Here is a 22,704-nt window from a genome sequence, read left to right on the forward strand (position 1 = left end):
GGCATTCCGGCTTACACCCCCTATTTGCAATGTCGCGTGGCCAACGCCTCAATGCGCGGATTGAATTCTTCTGGCCGCAGGCTCTCCAGTGGGCCGTGTTGCGGCCACACCTGGAGAACATTGGCGCGTCGCTGAGGTATCGGGCCACCGCAGTATTGCGAACAGGGCAGCCTGCGGCTGCAAATCGCCCGTTCTTGCGATCGCGTAGCAGCAGAAACATGGATTTGAGCTTTGTCATGAGGCCCATTATTGATCATCATGAAGCCTGCTTACCCACCGTTGCTGCTTCAGATGAGTCCAGCCTACACACCTCGACCACTCAAAAACCTCTTCACCGCCAATCAATGCTGGGCACACCTCCTCGAGGAGGGCGGCTTGCGCGACATCGAAGTCGAGTCCGTCACCAAAATGCTGGCCTGCGGCACCTCGATCCTGGGCGTCAAACACTACACCTGCGGCAACGACAGCTGCCCGCACGCCAAATACCTGTGCAACACCTGCAGCTGCCGCGCCTGTCCATCCTGCGGCAAAAAAGCTACCGATCAGTGGATCGCCAATCAACAGCACCGCTTACCCGAGTGTACCTGGCAACACCTGGTGTTCACATTGCCTGACACCCTGTGGCCACTGTTCTTTCATAACCGTCACTGGCTCGATGCCTTGTGTCGCCTGGCCGTCGACAACCTGCTCTATGCGGGCCGACGCCGGGGCGTGGAGGTGGGTGTTTTCTGCGCCATCCACACCTACGGCCGGCGACTTAACTGGCACCCCCACATCCATGTCTCGGTCACCTTGGGTGGGATCGATGACGCAGGTGTCTGGAAAGATCTGTCGTTTCATCCATCAGCCTTGCGTCGGCGCTGGATGTGGAATGTACGCCAGTACCTGCTCAGTCAGTGGGAGCACACCACCGTCCCACCTGAAAACGCTCATCTGCAGAGCGAAAATGACTGGCGTCACCTTGTGCTCAACGCCGGTGGTCAGCACTGGCACATCCACTTGTCGAAGAAGACGAAAAACGGCCGAAAGACCGTCAATTACCTGGGCCGCTACCTGAAAAAACCGCCCATCTCGGGCAGTCGTCTGGCGCACTACACCTCCGGTGCCACGTTGAGCTTCACCTACCTGGATCACCGCACCAAGACCTATCAGCAGGAAACGCTGAGCCAGACCGACATGCTGCGCCGGGTGGTGCAGCACATCCCCGAAAAGCACTTTCGGATGATCCGGTATTTTGGATTTCTGGCCAACCGCGTCTGTGGCCGACAGCTACCCCGGGTGTATGAGGCGCTACGCATGGAAAGGCGTGGCAAAGCGCCAAAACTGTATTTTGCGCAGATGAGCAAAGCGTTCTTGCAGCGGGATCCGTTCAGCTGCGTGCTGTGCGGAGCGCAGATGGTGTACACCGCAGCCATCGCCGGCCTGACGGTGCAGGGCTTGATCAACAACGCTCAAAGCATCGCGCAATTGAGGTACGTGCCGGCCTGATACGGGAGAGGTGCGTCCAAAATCTGGAAAAGGTACAGAAAAGTCGCTTTCAATCCATTTTTCGGCGTGGGTGATGGGTGAAAAAAGCTTTTTGCCGACATCGACGCCACGTTGGCATCACGCAGAGGGTGCCTTTTTAGGAGGATTACCCTGTATAGGAATTATTGAAATTCCTATACATCAAGCCTTTCCAGGGCACCACCTGATCCATCTCGATGAGAAAGCGCTCGCGGCGAGTCTGCTTGCGTTTACACGCGTACTGGGGGTGTACGCCGGAATCCCAGAAAATTCCGTCGGAAAACATCACCAGAGTGGTTCCTGGCTGCTTGTGTTACCCGATACGGTTTTCCGTACATATTTGGCCGCTCAATCAAGCCGTTTTCGGCTTGGCGGCGTCGCTGCCGGAAAACAACTGTTTGGCGTCAATCCGCACCAGTACTGGCTTCCCGCCCATGACGGAAATTTCTGGGATTCCGGCTTACAACCCCATTCAGGTGAAGTATTGAGTATGACAAACTAGGTGGGCCTACTGCCTAGAGCTGGAAGAGCGAACCATCAGCATTTCTGGGCAGGAAATATCCCTTAATGCAGGACATATCTCTTATGCAAATCTGCACATGCGTTTGCTTGCGAAAAGAAGTGCCTGGGTATAGATCCGGCCCTTCCAGAAAGGGAGACCGGATTGATGCGTAATCCGGTAGCCCTACCGCAACGCGAGCCTGGTGTAATGTCTGGAACACAGCGCAATCTAGTTTACGTTTGAGATTGTCCTGATCGCCATTAAACCCAGGGGTGTTGAGTGGTATGTCCTCGGACGTAGCAACAAGGATGTCGTAAGCAGCTCGAAGCTCATCAAGAGCACCTTCGTCCGTCAGATTTAGACATAAACCTAAGGAGGCGCTGATTTATTCGATTTTTCGTCCCTGCAACGCTCTGGAGGCCTTGATTTATCTGGGGGCAACAGCTGGGTTTTAGAATAAATCAGCGTCTCCCTAAGTCGATCACAGCGCCAACGACAAATGGCCGCTTGATCGCCCCTTTGCCACGGCCGGAGTGCTTTTTGATGTGTTGGGCATAGCTCAAAGCACGCTCTGGACTGTTTTCCCAGAAATATGCGCCTTCACCCAACCAGTCATAATCATTGACACTCTGAGCAACATGCTCACCAGCGAGCACAGCTTCCCCGATTTTTCGATCGCAACCGTGAAAACCGAGAACAAATGAGGGAAGCTGTTGATACATCAGCGATAGGCGGCCTTCAGCTGGCCGTTTGTGTTATACACGCCTGTTTTAAGGCGGAAAGCCTTAGCTTCAGCAGGATCGCCAGCAAGAATCTGAGCCAGCTGGCGAAATCGCTCCGCAGCTTCAATATGCGGGTTTTCAGTCTTGCTGGTTTTTTTGGCTTTTGCAGTCATGTCGACCTCCCAGAGGGATCGGCTGGATGTACGCTCATTTTATAGACAATCGAAGGGTTTGTCAGTTGACATTTAGTGATGACCCACTGCAATAGTCATGCGGTGGGTATTGCCCCATCGGACTTGTTCGCTGCTTCGGCAGCAGCACCTTCATGCCCTTGTGACCAAGCGTATGCTGAGGCTTATCCAACCATTGCTTCCCAATCCGTTTTCGGTTTCGGGTCGACCGGTCCGGCCTTTCCAAGGACATATACGGATCCGACGCGCTCACGCTGTGTGATAGCTAACAACTTCCCCCCTTCCTGTTGGATTCGCTGATTGGCTTCTTCAACGCCCAATGCTTCCACCAGTTGAAACGCTTCATGCAGCTGCATTAATAATCCCCCATATACTCACTTGCGGTTTTCGGCGCGCCCTCACCCAAATATCCGATCTTAACCTTAGCTTGGTTCTGTGCCCACACACGTTTTACCTGGCTGACACTGACCCCCCGCCAGCCGCGCAGTCTCCGCAATGCTACACCCGCCGCCTTTAAGGGCAATGATCTGTTCATGCACTTTAGCATTCGGCTTACGTCCTCTATATCGACCTGCGCTCTTGGCCAAGTCGATGCCTTGCCGTTGTCGCTCTCGCCGGTCCTCGAAGTCGTCACGCGCTATTTGCAGTGCCACACGCAACAGCATGTCTTGTACGCCTTGCAACACCACCTTGGCGACGCCACTGGATGCCTCGGCCAATTCCGATAAATCGACGATGCCGGGCACCGCCAAGCGTGCGCCCTTAGCCTTGATCGCGTCTACAAGCCTTTCTGCTTCGAGCAAGGGAAGACGGCTGATTCGGTCGATCTTCTCAGCGATGACGACTTCACCTGGTTGCAGGTCCTCGATCATACGCAACAGCTCGGGACGGTCGGATCGAGCGCCCGAGGCTTTTTCGCGATAGACCGCAGCCACGTAGTAGCCCGATGCTCGCGCATTGCCAATGATCGCTTCTTGGCGCTGCAAGTCCTAGTCTTCGGTACTAACACGCAGGTACACCCGCGCAACATTGAGAGTCGTCATCATATGGCCCATTTTGGTACACCCTTGTGAGACAAGTGGATGAGGCGCTTTTTGCGTCTCAATAGGGTGGCTTTTCATTTTTGATATGATAAGTTCTCAACTTCTAGAGCCTAAAGAGACAAACCTGACGATGGCCCTTTACGGATACGCTCGTGTTTCCACAAGTGATCAAGATTTCGTTCTGCAAGAAAAAACTTTGCGTGAAGCGGGTTGTGATGTGGTGCGCGCCGAGAAGAAAAGCGGGGCTAGCCGGGTTGGTCGGACGGAGTTGAAAACACTGCTCGATTTTCTGCGCCCTGGCGATACATTAGTGGTGACGCGTGTTGATCGTCTTGCACGAAGCATCAAGGATCTTCAAGACATCGTTTATACACTCAAAGAGCGTGGGGTTAGTCTCAAGGCGACGGAGCAACCAATCGATACGCAGAGCGCAGCCGGAAAAGCATTCTTGGACATGCTGGGCGTGTTCGCTGAGTTTGAAACCAACCTGCGACGAGAACGGCAGCTTGAAGGAATTGCTGACGCTAAAGCTCGTGGTGTTTACCGGGGCCGCAAACCGTCGATTGACCCGCTGGAAGTTCAGCGCTTATGGATCGAAGAAAATCTAGGCGCCACAGAAATTGCCCGAAAGCTTGGCGTTGGTCGTGCTTCAGTGTATCGAGCTCTAGCTCAAAATGGACGCCAAGCGTAGTTCCATTCCTGTTGACTCGTTGCTGCAATTGCGGCAACGGCTCGACCGCTTGCCGAAGAAAAGCCCGGAGCGGGCTACACAAGTGGCCGCGATAGCTGAGTTGTACGGCGTGTCCCCCAGCACCGTGTACCGGGCGCTGAACCTCATCCATAAACCCCATACGGTCCACCGTGCCGATCGCGGTAAGCCGCGTGTATTGCAGCGGGCCCAGCTGGAACGCTACTGCGAGCTGATCGCTGCGCTCAAACTACGTACCACTAACAAGCAAGGGCGGCACCTCTCCACTCGCCGTGCTATCGAGCTGTTGGAAGATTACGGGGTGGAAACTGAGCAAGGCTTGGTCAGAGCACCCAAGGGTATTCTGACCCGTAGCACGGTGAACGAATACCTCGGTCGCTGGCTCCTGAATCAGTCGCGATTATTGCGGCAACCGCCCGCCGTTCGGTTTCAGGCTGAGCACAGCAATGACTGCTGGCAATTCGACCTGTCACCTTCCGACCTCAAGCACATCGACAAGCCTGAATGGATTGACCCGAGCAAGGGTGAACCGACGCTGATGCTGTTCAGCGTGGTAGATGACCGCAGCGGTGTGGCTTACCAGGAATACCACTGCGTTTACGGTGAAGACGCGGAAACGGCGCTGCGCTTTCTGTTCAACGCCATGGTACCGAAGGCTGACCCGACCTTTCCGTTCCAAGGCCGTCCCAAGATGATCTACCTGGACAACGGCCCCGTGGCCAAACGTCGCGTTTTCCAGAACGTCATGCAGGCGCTCGGCATCGAGTGGCAGACGCACATACCGGCTGGCAAGGATGGCACCCGCACCACGGCTCGCTCAAAGGGCAAGGTTGAGCGGCCCTTTCGTACCGTGAAGGAAGCTCACGAGACGCTGTACCACTTCCACAAGCCGGAAACCGAGGTGCAGGCCAACGAATGGCTGATGCGTTACCTGGTGCGCACCTACAACGTGCAAGGCCATCGTTGCGAACCGCATTCGCGTATTGAGGACTGGCTGGCCAACCTGCCCGCCGAAGGCCTGCGCGAGATGTGTACCTAGGAGCAGTTCTGCCGCTTCGCTCGCGAGCCAGAGAGACGCAAGGTTGGCATTGATGCACGCGTCACCATTGAGGGCACAACCTTTGAGGTCGAGCCTGACATGGCGGGAGAATCCGTGGTGTTGCTCTGGGGACTGTTTGATAACGAGCTGTATGCTGAGTTCAATGGCGAGCGCTTCGGCCCTTTCTACCCGGTGTCCGGACCCATTCCGTTGCATCGATACAGAGCGTTCAGCCGTGGCAAGGCCGATGAACGATCCGAACGCATCCGTTCACTGGCCGATCAGTTAGGCCTGCCCATCGCCGCGCTGGCCGGGAACGACGTGAGGCTGACACCGTCCGCCGTTCCCGTGGAGTTGCCACGTCTGCCCTTCGATGCCGAAGCGCATGAGTACCACTTTCCCAGTGTTATCGCCGCCAAGCTGGCCGTCGCCAACGAACTGGCGCAGCCATTGGCCAAGCTTTCGAAAGAGGATCTAGCGTTTATCCACCAGGTGGTGAGCGAGACCTTGATTCGACGGGTTGTCCTTGAACGCGTCAGAAGCTACTTCCGCAACAAGAAAACAGGAGACGAACATGCGGGTTGAAGTGATGCATCACTACGGGCTGACTTTGCCGCTGAACCAGGCCGGTTATTTTGAGACTTCCCACCATCAGCAACTGATCAAAGACATCAAGGGCGCGATCTTCGAAGGCCGCCTGATTGCGCTCTGTGGCGTCATCGGCAGTGGCAAAACCGTGATGCTGCGACGGCTTCAACAGGTGATGGAGGCAGAGAAGAAGATCACCGTGTCCAAGTCCCTCGCCATTGAGAAGCACAGCATCAAACTGGCCACCTTCATCGCCGCGCTCTACTACGACCTGTCCACCGAAAAACAGGTACGCATCCCGACCCAAGGGGAAAAGCGTGAGCGCGATTTGCGCGAGCTGGTGAAGAAGAACAAACGCCCAGTGGCGCTGTTCGTAGATGAGGCCCATGACCTCAATGGCCATACGCTGACCGGACTTAAGCGCTTGATGGAGCTGGTCGAGGACGGTGACGGTCGGTTGTCGGTGGTGCTGGCCGGGCATCCCAAACTGCGCAACGATCTGCGCCGGCCGACGATGGAGGAAATTGGCTACCGCACCGACATCTTCTCACTCGACGGCATCGCTGGCAGTCAGCGTGAGTACATCCACTGGCTGCTGGAGACCTGCACGGAGGCAGGGTTGACGCTGAATCGATTCTGACCGAAGACGCCATCGACCTGCTCGCCACCAAGTTGCGCACACCGCTGCAAATTCAACTGCACATCAGCCTGGCCTTGGAGGCCGGTTACCTGACCGGAGAAAAAACCTGTCTCAGCGGAGTTGGTGGAATCCGTGCTGTCGCGACAACTGGATGATCTGGAACCAACCCTGACGCGCCATGGCTACCGCATCAAAGATTTGGTTGAGCAGTTTGACGCCAGACCCACCGAGATCAAGGCGCTGTTCAGTAACGCACTCGATCCGGCCCGAGCCGCTGAACTGCGCGACAGAATGCTGGCCGCGGGGTTACCGATCTGAGGCCTAGGGAGCCGCTGATTTATTCGATTTTTCGTCCCGGCAACGCTCTGGAGGCCTTGATTTATCTGGGGGCAACAGCTGGGTTTTAGAATAAATCAGCGTCTCCCTAGGCGATTTGCAGTTGATCTGCCCACTCAGATACCGCTAAAGACAAAAGCCCAGACAGATACAAAATGACCGTGATCGATGCAGGCCTATCGTATCATATGTTTGAAAATTCAACCGAGCCTAACGAGGCGCTCCGCAATATTCTTGCCTTGCGCGAAGGGCTTTTGATGGAATTCATCACCGTCGACTTTGACAAGTTGATCGACCGATCTGCATCCTGCCTTGAATACCCCCTTCAACGGTCTTTGGAGGACTTGGCTGATGAAGAACCGTTCAACGGGTCCCAGATGGCAAGTCGATGACTCGACCCAATACCAAAGATACTAGCCGCAGTGACTTTCTCGGGGGGCAAGTTACGCTTCTCGGTATAGGTGTCCACTGCTCGCTGAAGGAGGGATGATGCACCGGTGTTACAATTCCCGACCTTGTCAGTTGTGTGCGGCGGCAATCTTTGAAATTTGGGGGTGGAAGCCACCAAGTTGTCACGGCGTTGAGCATCTACTTTCGGCTTAAAGCCTGCAGATGGGACTCCTGTTCCGTCGCGGCCCAACATCTCGTCCTGGTAAAGCTGATGAAGCGTAAACTGTCTCTTAGCTTCCAGCAGGTCGATGCTGTCCACGTTAGATACTTTCTTCAGCTGAGCTTTTCGCCCGATGTCTTTTGGTAGATTTTCAAATGCGCGAAGATCCCGCTCCGGCGCTGCCGGCCTTGCGACCCTGTAATCATCTGCCTTCTTTGGCCACATTTCCATCGTGGACAAAGGCAGAAGGCGATAGATAGAAGAAATCTCGTTGTGCCGCTCCAATGGATCAACGGCATCACCCCTAACCGCACAATAGGCGTCATAAAAGTCTTCGCGAGTAGCAAATGACGCTCCAGCAAGCGCTGAAATCGCAGCCTTGACAGGCGCCGATAACTTACTAGAAGTTTTCGAATCGGACCTGCCTACAAGATGACCGAGCAGTTTCTCATCCAAGGCCACAGGGCCACGTTTCGGATCACCTCCTACCCCATACAAAACTGCGCCACTTTTTCGCCCCCTGTTGGGATGACCAGCGACCACATAGCCATGCGTAGGAATGACGTAACCCCGCGTATTCCTATTAACGTAATACACAGGAACCTTAGACAACGTTTCAGCGCCCCTGAACTTCAGTTCTTGAAGTACAGTTTTAAAGGCTTCCCGCTCATTTCCTTGAGGTAGCAAAGGAAATCTGCCGGGATGTCGTGCGTCTACTACCTTACCATCGCTGTCGCACTGGAAATCGATCAAGGCCGCTTCCCCTTTGATAACACGCGTTGCCCTCATCCACCCATCGCCTAGATCGAGTATCGTTGCGTCTGGCTTCCCCTTTCCATCGGCCATGAATGCGACGAACGCCTGAACACGAGACTCGGCATCTCGCATCCCCAGCAGGGATTGAATCTTGTGGCTGATTTTCCCAGCAACTCCGTTTGCCTGTGTCCAATTTGTCCTCTTTTTCTCAGCATAAAGACCAGCTACTTTTTGCGAATCGCCGGCGATTTTACTGCCCACCACTTGCCCAGGCACGCGAGCTTCAGGGCCGCTGGAAGCGGCACGTGTTGGAGCGTAGCGCAAACCATCGGGACGGGCACGCGAGGCTTCGAGTTGCCCCTGCCCATTACCGCCCGCTTGGCAAAGCGTCAACTTTGGCTCGACGACCTCACGACTGCGCATAGACGTTTCGCCCTGGTAGCTCGATACCTCATTCGATTGCGGCAAGAGATCGTTGGCACGCAACTGCTGAAGTAGCTCTCCGGCCTCTTTCGCCAGGGAGCGGAGATCATCCCGAATAGGCGAATCTGGACAATTTTCCGTCAATGCCGCCAAAGCATCCGGCAACCTCTCAAGTTCTAAAATCGTATCGGCGTGAGGATGGAGCAAAAGAGCAACTTCGTTGGAAGCGTTACGGAGGTTTTCACTCAGTTCCGCAGTGCGGGCCTTTGCCATGCAAATAAAACTGCTAAACTTCACGTAGGAAGGCATGCCGACTGGCTTCTCGGCTAGAATATCGGGGTCAAGCTGGATCAGCGCCAAAAGATCCGGAACGCCCCGCACCTTCGCGTGCGCCTCACCGGTCATCTGGCTTATTGACTGATGCAGCCGCGCCTTTTTCAGATTTTCACAAACCTGAGCCAGCAGATCATAAGAAGCATCAGATGCAGGAGTGTGTGCCAGCTGGCTTTTGCATCGGTCTATCATACCTTTGAGTGTCTGCTGTTCGTCGCGACCCAACCAATGCCCGCCCTGATCGCCCATCGCCGCGTCTGCAAGCTGATTAGCTAGTTCGGCGAGATCCGGAAACGCCGGGGTCTTTTTCTCCAACTCACGCTGAAGGGTACCCAGAAGGCTTGTGAAGTCCTGCGCAGAGGCAGTGGAGGTCCGTCCGAACGCCGCATTCAGTTCACCAGACGCGCCGAACGCACGAGTAAGAACCTGCTGCGGCGATTGCGCATGACTGTTTTCGGCTGAAGAGGAAGTACCAGTAAAACTTGGCGGGAATGAATGAGAGGTGCGGATGATCTGAGCTGGACTCATTGGTCTATTCCTTACTATAAGCAGTGTAGCTTTCCATAAGACGACATGAGTGGTGCTCCAACCAGAAAAGTTCCTGTAGGCGCGGTAAAAATCCATCGCTGCCTACACTGCCAAAGCACACAAGGCAGGCTGCGGGCTCAGCTTAAAAACCAAGGCTATTTCTACATTCAGACCTCATCTTTAGCCTGGTCCTGTGCCCAGATACGTTTTACTTGGCTGACACTTCCCCCCGCCAAACGCGCAGTCTCAGTACTGCTACACCCACCGTTTAAAGGGGAGCTCGCAGAATTCGGAAAAAATCGTACGGAAAGCAATGTCGGCAGGAGGCAGGTCCCTCGTCTCGCTTGGGCTGTGTCCTTGTTGCATAGGAATTTCAATAATTCCTATGCAAGGTAATCCGCCGAAAAAGGTCCCCTCGGCGCGATGCCAACGTGGCGTCGATGTCGGCAAAAAGCTTTTTTAACCCATCACCCACGCCGAAAAATGGATTGAAAGCGACTTTTCTGTACCTTTTCCAGATTTTGGACGCACCTCTCCCGTATCAGGCCGGCACGTACCTCAATTGCGCGATGCTTTGAGCGTTGTTGATCAAGCCCTGCACGGTCAGGCCGGCGATGGCTGCGGTATAAACCATTCGTGCTCCGCACAGCACGCAGCTGAACGGATCCCGATGCAAGAACGCTTTGCTCATCTGCGCAAAATACAGTTTTTGCGCTTTGCCACGCCTTTCCATGCGTAGCGCCTCATACACCCGGGGTAGCTGTCGGCCACAGACGCGGTTGGCCAGAAATCCAAAATACCGGATCATCCGAAAGTGCTTCTCCGGGATGTGCTGCACCACCCGGCGCAGCATGTCGGGCTGGCTCAGCGTTTCCTGCTGATAGGTCTTGGTGCGGTGATCCAGGTAGGTAAAACTCAAGGTTGCGCTGTTGGTGTAATGGGCCAATCGGCTGCCCGAGATGGGCGGTTTTTTCAGGTAGCGGCCCAGGTAATTGACGGTCTTTTTGCCGTTTTTCGTCTTCTTCGACAAGTGGATGTGCCAGTGCTGACCACCGGCGTTGAGCACAAGGTGACGCCAGTCATTTTCGCTCTGCAGATGAGCGTTTTCAGGTGGGACGGTGGTGTGCTCCCACTGACTGAGCAGGTACTGGCGTACATTCCACATCCAGCGCCGACGCAAGGCTGATGGATGAAACGACAGATCTTTCCAGACACCTGCGTCATCGATCCCACCCAAGGTGACCGAGACATGGATGTGGGGGTGCCAGTTAAGTCGCCGGCCGTAGGTGTGGATGGCGCAGAAAACACCCACCTCCACGCCCCGGCGTCGGCCCGCATAGAGCAGGTTGTCGACGGCCAGGCGACACAAGGCATCGAGCCAGTGACGGTTATGAAAGAACAGCGGCCACAGGGTGTCAGGCAATGTGAACACCAGGTGTTGCCAGGTACACTCGGGTAAGCGGTGCTGTTGATTGGCGATCCACTGATCGGTAGCTTTTTTGCCGCAGGATGGACAGGCGCGGCAACTGCAGGTGTTGCACAGGTATTTGACGTGCGGGCAGCTGTCGTTGCCGCAGGTGTAGTGTTTGACGCCCAGGATCGAGGTGCCGCAGGCCAGCATTTTGGTGATGGACTCGACTTCGATGTCGCGTAAGCCGCCCTCCTCGAGGAGGTGTGCCCAGCACTGGTTAGCGGTGAAGAGGTTTTTGAGCGGTCGAGGCGTGTAGGCAGGACTCATCTGAAGCAGCAGCGGTGGGTAAGCAGGCTTCATGATGATCAATAATGGGCCTCATGGCAAAGCTCAAATCGATGTTCATTGCTCCCCGGCCCTCATATTTCCCCGCAGGCTGGGAACTGCCGGCTGGTGCGGCTCCACTAACACTTCCGTGCTCTCTACAAGCAATCGTATTTTTTGGTTTACGTATAGAGCCTAGTCATTCATTCTATTTATAAGAACCAGACAAGAGGACAAGTGCTATGAACAGGCTTCACAAGACCAGTCTGCTGGCGGCTATATTGACCGCATCCCCCTGCATTATGGCAGCTAAGGAGACGCTGATTTATTCTAAAACCCAGCTGTTGCCCCCAGATAAATCAAGGCCTCCAGAGCGTTGCAGGGACGAAAAATCGAATAAATCAGCGCCTCCTTAATGGTATCTATATCGCGCCGGAAACGTTTGCTGGTTGGGAGGGGAACTGGGTTTCTCAACCACACAAGAAACACTCCATTAAAGAGTTTTCCACTGCTTTATATCTTTCAGTGGATAAAAGTCAGAAGGGAGGAACATTGACTAACTGTAGTTATTCACTAAGCGGAGATAATGGCGTAATAGATCTTGAGTATCGAAAAGCAGGAAATGAGAATAGACTAAAGACACTTATCGTTTCCATTGAAGGTCAGCACAATTGGATTAAAGAGCGTGGCGCGGTTGGAATTCAAGGATATGAATGTACAAAGTCAGCATCTGAGTGTCAGTTCGTTCCGCTGCGGCTAAACGAGGACTGATGAGTTTATGCATGGGGATTTTAAGATGCCTATGCATCAAGTTGACGTTATGAAGAAGGCGTCATGTCTTCATAGCCCCCTTCGAGGAGATGTGCCCAATACTGGTTAGCGGTGAAGAGGTTTTTGAGCGGTCGAGGTGCGTAGGCTGGACTCATCTGAAGCAGCAGCGGTGGGTAAGCAGGCTTCATGATGATCAATAACGGGCATCATGACAAAGCTCAAATCAATGTTTCTGCTGCTACGCGATCGTAAGAACGGGCGATTTGCAGCCGCAGGCTGCCCTGTTCAGAGTGCCATTGCCCTGTTCTTCTGTTATTCGGGCCACGGATCACTTGAACATCGATAGCGTGCAGTTGATGGGTGCGCTGTGCCCATTTTCCTGCGTACGCACTATCAACAAAAAGCGTGCTCAGTGACGGATATTTTTCCTTCGAGTACGCCACCGCATCATCCGCCGCGTCACGATCCTGCACGCTTGCAGCACTGATACTGACAGCCAGCAGCAGGCCCAATGTATCGACAATCAGACTTCGTTTACGCCCCTTCACTTTTTTGCCTGCGTCGTAGCCGCTGTCACCGCCTTGAGGAGAACTGCGGGTCGACTGTGAATCCAGGATCGCTGCTGACGGGCTGTCAGCGCGTTCTTCCCGCTCACGCCATTGAGCTCGCAAGCGATCATGCATTTGCTCGAACTTGCCTTGAGCGCTCCACCGGCGGAACGTTTTGTAGACATTGTCCCAATGAGGAAAATCGCGGGGTAGCATTCGCCATGAGCACCCCGTGCGTACGACATAGCAACAGGCTTCCAGCAACGTGCGCCGAGAGTGAAGCGGTGGCACTCCTCGTCCGCCCTGGCTTTCAAACAGGTCGGCGACCAGTGCCCACTCGGTATCTGTCAAGCAACTCGGATATAGCTGCTCCGGCAGTTGGCGGCGGTGGGTTTCATTGTAGCCATAGGCTTTATTAGGTTCAGGTGACTGAAAACTTCCCTTGGCCCGCTGCTTTACACGCGTAATCCCTGCCATTTTCAACGCTTTTGCAAAGGTGTCGGGATGCGCAGTGATACCGGTTTCGGCGAAGAATACGAGCGCCAATTCGGCCTGGCTGGAATAGGGCTGTGCATGAGCGAGTTTCACCAGCACGGGATAGTGCTCGGCGGCAATCGAGCGAGGACGTCCGGTTTTAGGCATGGCTTGAGGGCTATTCAGACAAGGGAGTGAAAGTTTAATTTATTTTGTCTACACCCTCTAAGGAAGGTCTGAAAAAGCCTTTTCTTCAAAAGTCGAAGCCAGTAAATACAGGCGCTCCAGCCCGGTTCCTCTCCAAAAAAATGGGCTTTTTCAGAGGATACCTAAGTTACTGTTTTAACTAAGGAGGCGCTGCAAAAATAGCCAACTGTCCCCACCCTTGGCACACTAAGTTCCTTCAACAGCTCCCTCTCCGTGAGCGTTACGCGCGTGCAGAAGACCTTCTCCGAACTCGAATATACCGGCAAGAAAAAGCAGACTCGCCGAGATCGCTTCCTGGCTGACCTTGAACAGTTGGTGCCCTGGGCCCTGCTGGAGGCGCAAGTGGCGCCGTTTTATAGCAACACCGCAGGCAAGCGCGGACGCCCTGCGATAGGGGTGTCGCGCATGTTGCGCATGTACGTCGTGCAGCAGTGTTTCGGTTTCTCCGATGAAGGTTGCGAAGATGCCGTCTACGACAGCCAGGCCATCCGCGGTTTTATGGGTATCGACCTGGGTCGCGAGTCTGCACCGGATGCCACCACCTTGCTGCGTTTTCGCCGCTTGCTGGAAGTCCATCAGCTAACCCGGCTGCTGTTTGAAACGATTAACCAGCATCTGGCCAGCCGGGGGCTGCTGCTCAAGGAAGGCACTATCGTCGACGCTACTCTGATCGCCGCGCCGCCCTCGGTCAAGAACCGAGAAGGCAAGCGTGATCCTGAGATGCATCAGGCCAGGAAAGGCAATCAATGGCACTTTGGGATGAAGGCCCACATTGGTGTAGACGCCACGTCGGGGCTGGTGCACAGCGTAGTAGGGACGGCCGCTAACGTGGCGGATGTCACCCAGGTTGGCCAGTTGCTTCACGGTGACGAAACCTATGTTTCGGGTGACGCTGGATACACCGGTGCGGCCAAGCGACCGGAGCATGCTGAACGGGACGTTATCTGGTCGATTGCAGAACGGCCAAGCAGTTACAAGCAGCACGGCGAAGGCAGCGTGCTGTATCGGGTCAAGCGCAAAATTGAATATGCCAAGGCGCAACTGCGTGCCAAGGTCGAGCACCCCTTCCAGGTAATCAAGGTGCGCTTCAATCATCGCAAGGTTCGCTACCGTGGGCTGGAAAAGAATACAGCGCAGTTGTTCAGTTTGTTTGGGTTGGCCAATCTGATGCTGGCCAAGCGGTATTTACAACAGACGGCAGGATAAATCCGTCTGAAAGGCGGGACTGGCCCGCCTTTCAGCAAAATGAGGGCAGAAATCTGCTCGAGAAACGTAAAATAAGGCCGGCAGGTTGAAAAAAACCGGCTTGGAAATGGGGACGGTGCAAACGGGTTAATTGTTCAGCGTCTCCCTAAGAGGGTGTAGACAAAATCATGTAGTGAGTCGGCGCGCGAGTATTCGAGCCTCGGCCAACCAAACCCATGCCTCGCTTACCGCAAAAAGGCGATCATGATGCATGATCAGTCGCCGAGCTCTCTCATTCCAGGCATGAGTTCGCTCCACTACCCATCGCTTGGGCATGACCACAAATCCAGTCTGAACAGGCTCCACGGAAAATAGATCGCCTTGTTCAGAGTGCCATTGCCCTGTTCTTCTGTTATTCGGGCCACGGATCACTTGAACATCGATAGCGTGCAGTTGATGGGTGCGCTGTGCCCATTTTCCTGCGTACGCACTATCAACAAAAAGCGTGCTCAGTGACGGATATTTTTCCTTCGAGTACGCCACCGCATCATCCGCCGCGTCACGATCCTGCACGCTTGCAGCACTGATACTGACAGCCAGCAGCAGGCCCAATGTATCGACAATCAGACTTCGTTTACGCCCCTTCACTTTTTTGCCTGCGTCGTAGCCGCTGTCACCGCCTTGAGGAGAACTGCGGGTCGACTGTGAATCCAGGATCGCTGCTGACGGGCTGTCAGCGCGTTCTTCCCGCTCACGCCATTGAGCTCGCAAGCGATCATGCATTTGCTCGAACTTGCCTTGAGCGCTCCACCGGCGGAACGTTTTGTAGACATTGTCCCAATGAGGAAAATCGCGGGGTAGCATTCGCCATGAGCACCCCGTGCGTACGACATAGCAACAGGCTTCCAGCAACGTGCGCCGAGAGTGAAGCGGTGGCACTCCTCGTCCGCCCTGGCTTTCAAACAGGTCGGCGACCAGTGCCCACTCGGTATCTGTCAAGCAACTCGGATATAGCTGCTCCGGCAGTTGGCGGCGGTGGGTTTCATTGTAGCCATAGGCTCTATTAGGTTCAGGTGACTGAAAACTTCCCTTGGCCCGCTGCTTTACACGCGTAATCCCTGCCATTTTCAACGCTTTTGCAAAGGTGTCGGGATGCGCAGTGATACCGGTTTCGGCGAAGAATACGAGCGCCAATTCGGCCTGGCTGGAATAGGGCTGTGCATGAGCGAGTTTCACCAGCACGGGATAGTGCTCGGCGGCAATCGAGCGAGGACGTCCGGTTTTAGGCATGGCTTGAGGGCTATTCAGACAAGGGAGTGAAAGTTTAATTTATTTTGTCTACACCCTCTAGGTATCCTCTGAAAAAGCCCATTTTTTTGGAGAGGAACCGGGCTGGAGCGCCTGTATTTACTGGCTTCGACTTTTGAAGAAAAGGCTTTTTCAGACCTTCCCTAATGACCATGGCGCAACTCCAGCAACTATCAGTCTTGAATTGACCACACTGAATCAAGCAGGTAAGCAAATGCTTCAGGAGCGGGTCAGCAAGGTTCTCGGGACAGGATCAGGGTCGTTGGCAATGGATGTCTCCAATAAGACGGCCGCGAGTTGCTACGAATACTCCAAACAATTAGTTCAAGTTTCCGACCGGGGATTTATTACCACCTCGGCTGCGATTGCCCACCACCATACTTCCATCCACACTAGTAAACGCTGGCCGGGCGGTACATTGGTGATTATCTCTGGGACGACGGACACGGACAACAAACGGTGCTTAATTATCATCAAGGCCGAACAGCAGGCTGGTTTCACCGAAACTGAAGAGGACGGCAAGATTACTCTCGCTTACCTTGAAAATCTGATTCTCACACCGCAATCTAAACTTTATAAGATCGGTATTTTTTATGAGACAGTTGCCAGAACCAACGGTGTTGTGGATGACCTGCATGCGCATGTATTTGACAGCAACATCAAATCCGATGACGATCGTCAAGCTGCGAAATATTTCTATTCTAGCTTCTTAGGGAGGCGCTGCAAAAATAGCCAACTGTCCCCACCCTTGGCACACTAAGTTCCTTCAACAGCCTCCCTCTCCGTGAGCGTTACGCGCGTGCAGAAGACCTTCTCCGAACTCGAATATACCGGCAAGAAAAAGCAGACTCGCCGAGATCGCTTCCTGGCTGACCTTGAACAGTTGGTGCCCTGGGCCCTGCTGGAGGCGCAAGTGGCGCCGTTTTATAGCAACACCGCAGGCAAGCGCGGACGCCCTGCGATAGGGGTGTCGCGCATGTTGCGCATGTACGTCGTGCAGCAGTGTTTCGGTTTCTCCGATGAAGGTTGCGAAGATGCCGTCTACGACAGCCAGGCCATCCGCGGTTTTATGGGTATCGACCTGGGTCGCGAGTCTGCACCGGATGCCACCACCTTGCTGCGTTTTCGCCGCTTGCTGGAAGTCCATCAGCTAACCCGGCTGCTGTTTGAAACGATTAACCAGCATCTGGCCAGCCGGGGGCTGTTGCTCAAGGAAGGCACTATCGTCGACGCTACTCTGATCGCCGCGCCGCCCTCGGTCAAGAACCGAGAAGGCAAGCGTGATCCTGAGATGCATCAGGCCAGGAAAGGCAATCAATGGCACTTTGGGATGAAGGCCCACATTGGTGTAGACGCCACGTCGGGGCTGGTGCACAGCGTAGTAGGGACGGCCGCTAACGTGGCGGATGTCACCCAGGTTGGCCAGTTGCTTCACGGTGACGAAACCTATGTTTCGGGTGACGCTGGATACACCGGTGCGGCCAAGCGACCGGAGCATGCTGAACGGGACGTTATCTGGTCGATTGCAGAACGGCCAAGCAGTTACAAGCAGCACGGCGAAGGCAGCGTGCTGTATCGGGTCAAGCGCAAAATTGAATATGCCAAGGCGCAACTGCGTGCCAAGGTCGAGCACCCCTTCCAGGTAATCAAGGTGCGCTTCAATCATCGCAAGGTTCGCTACCGTGGGCTGGAAAAGAATACAGCGCAGTTGTTCAGTTTGTTTGGGTTGGCCAATCTGATGCTGGCCAAGCGGTATTTACAACAGACGGCAGGATAAATCCGTCTGAAAGGCGGGACTGGCCCGCCTTTCAGCAAAATGAGGGCAGAAATCTGCTCGAGAAACGTAAAATAAGGCCGGCAGGTTGAAAAAAACCGGCTTGGAAATGGGGACGGTGCGAACGGGTTAATTGTTCAGCGTCTCCCTAGGAGGGAATATTCGCATGTAGCTCAGACGTCCCTGCCAAGCGTGGAGATCAAACGTATCACAGGGCATGGCCTTTTGCTGTCATCATTTCCTCTTCCACCGTCTTGGACATTCAAAGGTGCAAAGCTTCTAGGTTCTCTGAGCGACGCGTAAACTGATGAGTAACTGTTCATTTGTACAGTATTCTATGCGAGGCAACAAGGAGCTATGCGCACGGCTCTCGACCTTAGGTCAGATTCGATAGGCTAGATTTGGTCCAGAATGTAGTTGAATAGCTTAGGGCTTGCGCGCGAGACCTTATCTGACGAGTCGACAGACTCAGGTATTCTCGTAACTGCGCTCGTGCGTATCTGCTTGTATTTACGGGAGTTCTGCTGCCTGTCACCAGGGGCAAGCTTGGCCAACAACAGACTGCTACTGCTGATGTAAAGGAGCAGACATCCTATAAACAATTGCCAGAAGGCTACGGCACAACGCCGAGAACGTTTACGCCCTTTAAAGTGCACTTACAAAAAAGGGCCCTGCTCAGACTGTGTGAAAACCTAGCAATCTGCGCAGCGCTCAAAGAAAATGCTCCGTATCGAAAGATACAGAGCATTTTTCGTTATGGCCTACATCCAAGGTGAGTCCCGCAGCCAGACCAGCCTATTCCCGGTCTCGCTGGAAGAGTTGATCCCCGAGGATCACCTCGTTCGTGTCATTGACCTGTACGTTGCCAGGCTCGATCTGGTGCAACTGGGCTTCGATAAAGCGATTCCAAAAAGCACGGGGCGCCCTGCTTATGATCCCGCCGATCAGCTAAAACTCTACCTCTACGGCTATTTTCAGCGGATTCGCTCATCGCGACGTCTTGAAGCCGAGTGTCAGCGCAACATCGAAGTGATGTGGCTGATCAACCGGCTCAAGCCCGACTTCAAGACCATCGCCGATTTTCGCAAGAACAATAAACCCGCCTTCATCGCGACCTGCCGTGCTTTCGTTCGGTTTTGTCGCACGGCAGGCTTGATCGCCGGTGAGTTGGTGGCCATCGACGGCAGCAAGTTTCAGGCGGTCGCATCCTCACGGCGTCATGTGAATTTGAAGCAGCTCAAGCGCCAGGAAGAAAAACTGGATAAGCGCATCGCTCAGTATCTGGCCGAGCTGGATGAGGCCGACAAGGCTGAAACCACAGATTCAATTGATCGCAGCGCAATCAAGGTAGCCCTGGCACAGCTTGAGGCTCGACAACAGGATAATCAGAGTTGCCAGGCACTGATGCGTTCGATGGGCATCGAGCAGTTCAACACCCATGAAAGCGATGCCCGAATGATGCGCACGGCCAAAGGGCCACGTGTGGCCTACAACGTGCAAACCGTCGTGGACGCCGAGCATTGCCTGATTTTGCATCATGAGGTCACCCAAGATGGCGATGACCGAAAGCAACTGGAGCCGATGGCCAAGGCCGCCAAAGCAGAGTTACAGCAAGATGATCTGACGGTCACTGCCGATGCCGGCTACTCCAATGGCAAGCAGTTTCAGGCCTGCGAGGATGCTTCGATTACGGCCTATGTACCGCCCAATCGTTCGAAAAACCCTGGCAGTCAGGAAGAGCAGCTCTTTGAGCGAAAAGACTTTATCTATGAGACCGGACACGATCGTTTCCAGTGTCCGGCAGGCAAATGGTTAACGCTAAAACAGCACAACAAAGGTGATCGGATCTATCAGGCTGAGGTCGATGACTGCGCCAACTGCGCGCTGAAAACGCAATGCACTCGAGCCCGGCGCCGTTATGTCTCACGACATGCCCATGAAGAGGCTTTCGAGCGGATGGAGCAAAGAATGCAGGCGCATCCTGAGATGATGGCCAACCGAAGATCCATCGTTGAGCACCCCTTCGGCAACCTCAAGCAATGGCTATTTGGTAATGGCCGTTTCTTGCTGCGACAACTGGAGGGTACAAAAGCTGAAATGGCCTTGGCGGTGAATGCCTATAACCTGAAACGAGCGATTAAAGTGCTCGGTGTGCGCCATCTGATGGCTTTGATGGGCTGAGCGGACATTTTTTTCGTCTGCTGCCAATACAAAAAAAACGCCCCGAACAAGTCGGGGCGTTTGCTTGGGCCTTCATCAGTGTGTTTTCACACAGTCTGAGAAGGTGGGTTTTTTTGCAGCCGACAGAATCAATTACTTGATTTTGCCTTCTTTGTAGATCACGTGCTTGCGTACAACCGGATCGAATTTTTTGATTTCGATTTTATCCGGGGTAGTACGTTTGTTCTTGTCGGTGGTGTAGAAATGGCCTGTACCAGCGCTCGACACCAAACGGATCAATTCACGCATGATTCTCTCCCTTAAATTTTGCCGTCGCGACGCAGTTCAGCGAGCACAACTTCAATGCCACGCTTGTCGATGATACGCATGCCTTTAGCAGATACGCGCAGACGAACAAAACGCTTCTCGCCTTCAACCCAGAAGCGGTGATGCTGCAGGTTTGGCAGGAAACGACGACGGGTTTTGTTGTTTGCGTGGGAAATGTTATTCCCAGTCACCGGACCCTTACCGGTAACTTGACATACTCTCGACATGCCTCAGCCCTCTAAAACCACATGCCCAACCCGGCATGGGTTGGCCGCTTAATCTCTCAGTCATTTGGCGCCAGGCGCCGCGTTTCTTTAAGGGTCTTACCGGCTACACCTACAGTGAAGGAACCGGGCCCCTAGAAAAGAGCGCTGCTTTATACCAGAAACCCCAAGGTGCAACAACAGGCAAAGCACTTTAGTGCAGCGGAGCAGCCCTCGCATTGCTGTGTGCTCAAGCATTGGCGGGCGCGCTGGCAAGCCGACCGCTCGTCGCGCCATGAAGATTGTTCTGCGTCAGCACATAGTCTAGGGTAAGTCCCTCACCAGACTGCACCGGCAGATGGGCCCCTTTCTGATCTGAACAGGAAATACCGCCATGCGTCTAGCTGCACTCCCTTTTTTGCTGGTTCCGCTGTTGCTTCCGATTGCAGCCCAGGCCACCAGCCTCGCGGTCTGCACCGAAGCCAGCCCTGAAGGTTTCGACGTTGTGCAGTACAACTCGCTGACCACCACCAACGCGTCGGCAGACGTCTTGATGAATCGTCTCGTGGACTTCGATGCCGAAAGCGGCAAGCTGGTGCCGAGCCTGGCGCAAAGCTGGACCGTGTCGGCCGACGGCCTGACGTACGATTTCAAATTGCGCGCCGGGGTGAAATTCCATACCACGGACTACTTCACACCGACTCGCGAACTGACGGCAGACGATGTGCTGTTCAGCTTCCAGCGCATGCTCGACCCGCAGAACCCGTGGCACAAAGTCGCCCAAAGCGGTTTTCCGCACGCGCAGTCCATGCAGTTGCCTGCGCTGATCAAGCATATTGAAGCGCCTGACCCGCACTCCGTGCGTTTTACGCTCAATCGCGCCGACTCGACCTTTCTTGCGACGCTGAGCATGGGGTTTGCCTCGATCTACTCGGCTGAATACACCGCGCAATTGCTGAAAGCGGGCACCCCGGAAAAGCTCAACAGCCAGCCCATCGGCACCGGGCCGTTTGTGTTCAAGCCTTTCCAGAAAGATGCAGTGGTGCGCTACGAAGCGTTCAAGGACTACTTTGCTGGCAAGTCTGATGTCGACACGCTGGTGTATGCCATTACGCCAGACGCCAATGTGCGTTTGCAGAAGATCCGCCAGAACGAATGCCAGATCGCCCTTTCCCCCAAACCACTGGATATTCAGGCGGCCAGCAAGGACAACTCGCTCAAAGTCGAGAAAACCGAAGCGTTCATGACCGCGTTTGTTGCGATCAACAGTCAGCATCCGCCGTTCGACAAGCCGGAAGTGCGCCAGGCGCTCAACCTTGCTTTCGACAAGGACAATTACCTGAAAGCGGTCTTTGAAGGCACCGCTGTAGCGGCCAACGGTATTTATCCGCCGAAAACCTGGAGCTATGCCAACGACCTTCCGGGGTATAAACATGATGTTGCCAAGGCCAAAGCATTGCTGGCCAAGGCAGGCGTCAAAGATGGTTTCAAGACCACTCTCTGGACGCGGCCTTCCGGCAGCCTGCTGAATCCGAACCCGGCCCTGGGTGCCCAGTTGTTGCAGGCTGACCTGAAACAGATCGGTATCAACGCCGAGATCAAGGTGATCGAATGGGGCGAGCTGATTCGGCGCGCCAAGGCCGGTGAGCATGATCTGTTGTTCATGGGCTGGGCGGGCGACAACGGTGATCCGGATAACTTCCTGACCCCGCAGTTCTCCTGCGCGGCCGTGCAATCGGGCACCAACTTCGCCCGCTATTGCGACAAGACGCTGGACACGCTGATCACCGATGGCAAGTCCACCAGCGATCAGGCTGCGCGCAGCAAGCTTTATCAACAGGCCCAGCAGCAGATTCAGCAGCAGGCACTGTGGATTCCCCTCGCCCATCCGACCGCTGCAGCGTTGGTCCGCAAGGACGTGACGGGGTATCAGGTCAGCCCGTTCGGGCGGCAGGATTTTTACAAGGTGCAGGTGAAGTAAGTCGCGGGCTTGCATCTTTATGATGCGCGCGCCTCTTCGCGGACAAGCGAAGCGTCGCCCGGTCCGCTCCCACAAGGTTGCCGTGAGCTCTTGTGGGAGCGGACT

Annotated in this window: 18 protein-coding genes and 5 pseudogenes; 13 read left to right on the forward strand and 10 right to left on the reverse strand. The window is 54.6% G+C overall.

Features of this window, described 5'->3' with window-relative positions:
- The first annotated feature begins 258 nt into the window (after nt 1-258).
- Nucleotides 259-1,488 carry an IS91 family transposase gene (locus BLT55_RS20345; protein WP_074800812.1) on the forward strand — a complete coding sequence of 410 codons (1,230 nt, stop codon included), beginning with the start codon at nt 259-261 and terminating at the stop codon, nt 1,486-1,488.
- Nucleotides 1,489-1,561: 73 nt separating this feature from the next.
- A complete protein-coding gene (locus BLT55_RS33515) occupies nt 1,562-2,008 on the forward strand; it encodes a hypothetical protein (RefSeq protein ID WP_167359946.1) in 447 nt (148 codons plus the stop codon).
- Between the two features lie 461 nt (nt 2,009-2,469).
- On the opposite strand, the gene BLT55_RS20355 is transcribed toward BLT55_RS33515, so the two are convergent.
- The 4 genes and pseudogenes from BLT55_RS20355 to BLT55_RS20365 all read right to left on the reverse strand — a co-directional run bounded on the left by BLT55_RS20355 (nt 2,470) and on the right by BLT55_RS20365 (nt 3,907).
- Nucleotides 2,470-2,730, reverse strand: a complete 261-nt coding sequence (locus BLT55_RS20355) for a hypothetical protein (protein ID WP_223862867.1) — start codon at nt 2,728-2,730, stop codon at nt 2,470-2,472.
- Nucleotides 2,730-2,903: a hypothetical protein gene (locus tag BLT55_RS33520; protein WP_005759896.1), complete on the reverse strand. Its 174-nt coding sequence runs from the start codon at nt 2,901-2,903 to the stop codon at nt 2,730-2,732. The genes BLT55_RS20355 and BLT55_RS33520 overlap by 1 nt, the downstream gene beginning before the upstream one ends.
- Nucleotides 2,904-3,085: 182 nt before the next feature.
- A complete protein-coding gene (locus BLT55_RS20360) occupies nt 3,086-3,277 on the reverse strand; it encodes a hypothetical protein (RefSeq protein ID WP_005759895.1) in 192 nt (63 codons plus the stop codon).
- Nucleotides 3,277-3,907 (reverse strand): annotated as a pseudogene (locus BLT55_RS20365) (recombinase family protein). The gene BLT55_RS20360 and the pseudogene BLT55_RS20365 overlap by 1 nt, the downstream one beginning before the upstream one ends.
- A gap of 187 nt (nt 3,908-4,094) precedes the next feature.
- On the opposite strand from BLT55_RS20365, the gene BLT55_RS20370 reads away from it, so the two are divergent.
- The 4 genes and pseudogenes from BLT55_RS20370 to BLT55_RS35105 all read left to right on the forward strand — a co-directional run bounded on the left by BLT55_RS20370 (nt 4,095) and on the right by BLT55_RS35105 (nt 7,258).
- Nucleotides 4,095-4,655 carry a recombinase family protein gene (locus BLT55_RS20370; RefSeq protein ID WP_019331447.1) on the forward strand — a complete coding sequence of 187 codons (561 nt, stop codon included), beginning with the start codon at nt 4,095-4,097 and terminating at the stop codon, nt 4,653-4,655.
- Nucleotides 4,656-4,659: 4 nt separating this feature from the next.
- A pseudogene (locus BLT55_RS20375) lies at nt 4,660-6,297 on the forward strand (transposase family protein).
- On the forward strand, nt 6,287-6,940 hold the full coding sequence (locus BLT55_RS20380) for an AAA family ATPase (protein ID WP_223862835.1): 654 nt from the start codon (nt 6,287-6,289) through the stop codon (nt 6,938-6,940). The pseudogene BLT55_RS20375 and the gene BLT55_RS20380 overlap by 11 nt, the downstream one beginning before the upstream one ends.
- A 132-nt stretch (nt 6,941-7,072) precedes the next feature.
- Entirely contained in the window at nt 7,073-7,258 is a 186-nt protein-coding gene (locus BLT55_RS35105) for a phosphoribulokinase (RefSeq protein ID WP_244159007.1), read from the forward strand.
- Between the two features lie 343 nt (nt 7,259-7,601).
- On the opposite strand, the gene BLT55_RS20385 is transcribed toward BLT55_RS35105, so the two are convergent.
- Nucleotides 7,602-9,926, reverse strand: coding sequence for a HopW family type III effector protein (locus BLT55_RS20385; protein WP_055001775.1), 2,325 nt, complete (start codon nt 9,924-9,926; stop codon nt 7,602-7,604).
- A gap of 541 nt (nt 9,927-10,467) precedes the next feature.
- The gene (locus tag BLT55_RS20395; RefSeq protein ID WP_074801460.1) at nt 10,468-11,697 is read right to left on the reverse strand and encodes an IS91-like element ISPsy3 family transposase; all 1,230 of its coding nucleotides are present in this window, start codon (nt 11,695-11,697) and stop codon (nt 10,468-10,470) included.
- Between the two features lie 206 nt (nt 11,698-11,903).
- On the opposite strand from BLT55_RS20395, the pseudogene BLT55_RS35110 reads away from it, so the two are divergent.
- Nucleotides 11,904-11,976: pseudogene (locus tag BLT55_RS35110) on the forward strand (DUF3757 domain-containing protein); the annotation flags it as partial.
- 96 nt (nt 11,977-12,072) lie between these two features.
- Nucleotides 12,073-12,432 (forward strand): annotated as a pseudogene (gene hopBM1 / locus BLT55_RS20400) (type III secretion system effector HopBM1); the annotation flags it as partial.
- 272 nt (nt 12,433-12,704) lie between these two features.
- On the opposite strand, the pseudogene BLT55_RS20405 reads toward hopBM1, so the two are convergent.
- Nucleotides 12,705-13,622: pseudogene (locus BLT55_RS20405) on the reverse strand (IS5-like element ISPsy19 family transposase); the annotation flags it as partial.
- 267 nt (nt 13,623-13,889) lie between these two features.
- Here BLT55_RS20405 and BLT55_RS20410 point away from each other — a divergent pair.
- Nucleotides 13,890-14,867 carry an IS5 family transposase gene (locus BLT55_RS20410; protein ID WP_007247761.1) on the forward strand — a complete coding sequence of 326 codons (978 nt, stop codon included), beginning with the start codon at nt 13,890-13,892 and terminating at the stop codon, nt 14,865-14,867.
- 165 nt (nt 14,868-15,032) lie between these two features.
- Here BLT55_RS20410 and BLT55_RS20415 read toward each other — a convergent pair whose 3' ends face one another.
- Entirely contained in the window at nt 15,033-16,136 is a 1,104-nt protein-coding gene (locus BLT55_RS20415) for an IS5-like element ISPsy19 family transposase (RefSeq protein WP_074800821.1), read from the reverse strand.
- A gap of 133 nt (nt 16,137-16,269) precedes the next feature.
- On the opposite strand from BLT55_RS20415, the gene BLT55_RS20420 reads away from it, so the two are divergent.
- The 3 genes from BLT55_RS20420 to BLT55_RS20430 all read left to right on the forward strand — a co-directional run bounded on the left by BLT55_RS20420 (nt 16,270) and on the right by BLT55_RS20430 (nt 20,109).
- Nucleotides 16,270-16,914: a hypothetical protein gene (locus BLT55_RS20420; protein WP_167359963.1), complete on the forward strand. Its 645-nt coding sequence runs from the start codon at nt 16,270-16,272 to the stop codon at nt 16,912-16,914.
- 39 nt (nt 16,915-16,953) lie between these two features.
- Complete coding sequence (locus tag BLT55_RS20425) at nt 16,954-17,931, forward strand: IS5 family transposase (protein WP_007247761.1); 978 nt, start codon at nt 16,954-16,956, stop codon at nt 17,929-17,931.
- Nucleotides 17,932-18,684: 753 nt separating this feature from the next.
- The gene (locus tag BLT55_RS20430) at nt 18,685-20,109 is read left to right on the forward strand and encodes an IS1182-like element ISPsy6 family transposase (RefSeq protein WP_055001182.1); all 1,425 of its coding nucleotides are present in this window, start codon (nt 18,685-18,687) and stop codon (nt 20,107-20,109) included.
- Between the two features lie 132 nt (nt 20,110-20,241).
- Here BLT55_RS20430 and rpmG read toward each other — a convergent pair whose 3' ends face one another.
- Both rpmG and rpmB read right to left on the reverse strand, forming a co-directional pair.
- A complete protein-coding gene (gene rpmG, locus BLT55_RS20435; protein ID WP_002551515.1) occupies nt 20,242-20,397 on the reverse strand; it encodes a 50S ribosomal protein L33 in 156 nt (51 codons plus the stop codon).
- A gap of 11 nt (nt 20,398-20,408) precedes the next feature.
- Nucleotides 20,409-20,642 (reverse strand): 50S ribosomal protein L28, encoded by a 234-nt coding sequence (gene rpmB / locus BLT55_RS20440; RefSeq protein WP_002551514.1) that lies wholly within the window; start codon nt 20,640-20,642, stop codon nt 20,409-20,411.
- Nucleotides 20,643-21,012: 370 nt separating this feature from the next.
- On the opposite strand from rpmB, the gene BLT55_RS20445 reads away from it, so the two are divergent.
- Complete coding sequence (locus BLT55_RS20445) at nt 21,013-22,599, forward strand: ABC transporter substrate-binding protein (protein WP_054999164.1); 1,587 nt, start codon at nt 21,013-21,015, stop codon at nt 22,597-22,599.
- The last annotated feature ends 105 nt before the right edge of the window (nt 22,600-22,704 follow it).

The organism is Pseudomonas cannabina (genome assembly GCF_900100365.1).
Taxonomy (GTDB): domain Bacteria; phylum Pseudomonadota; class Gammaproteobacteria; order Pseudomonadales; family Pseudomonadaceae; genus Aquipseudomonas; species Aquipseudomonas cannabina.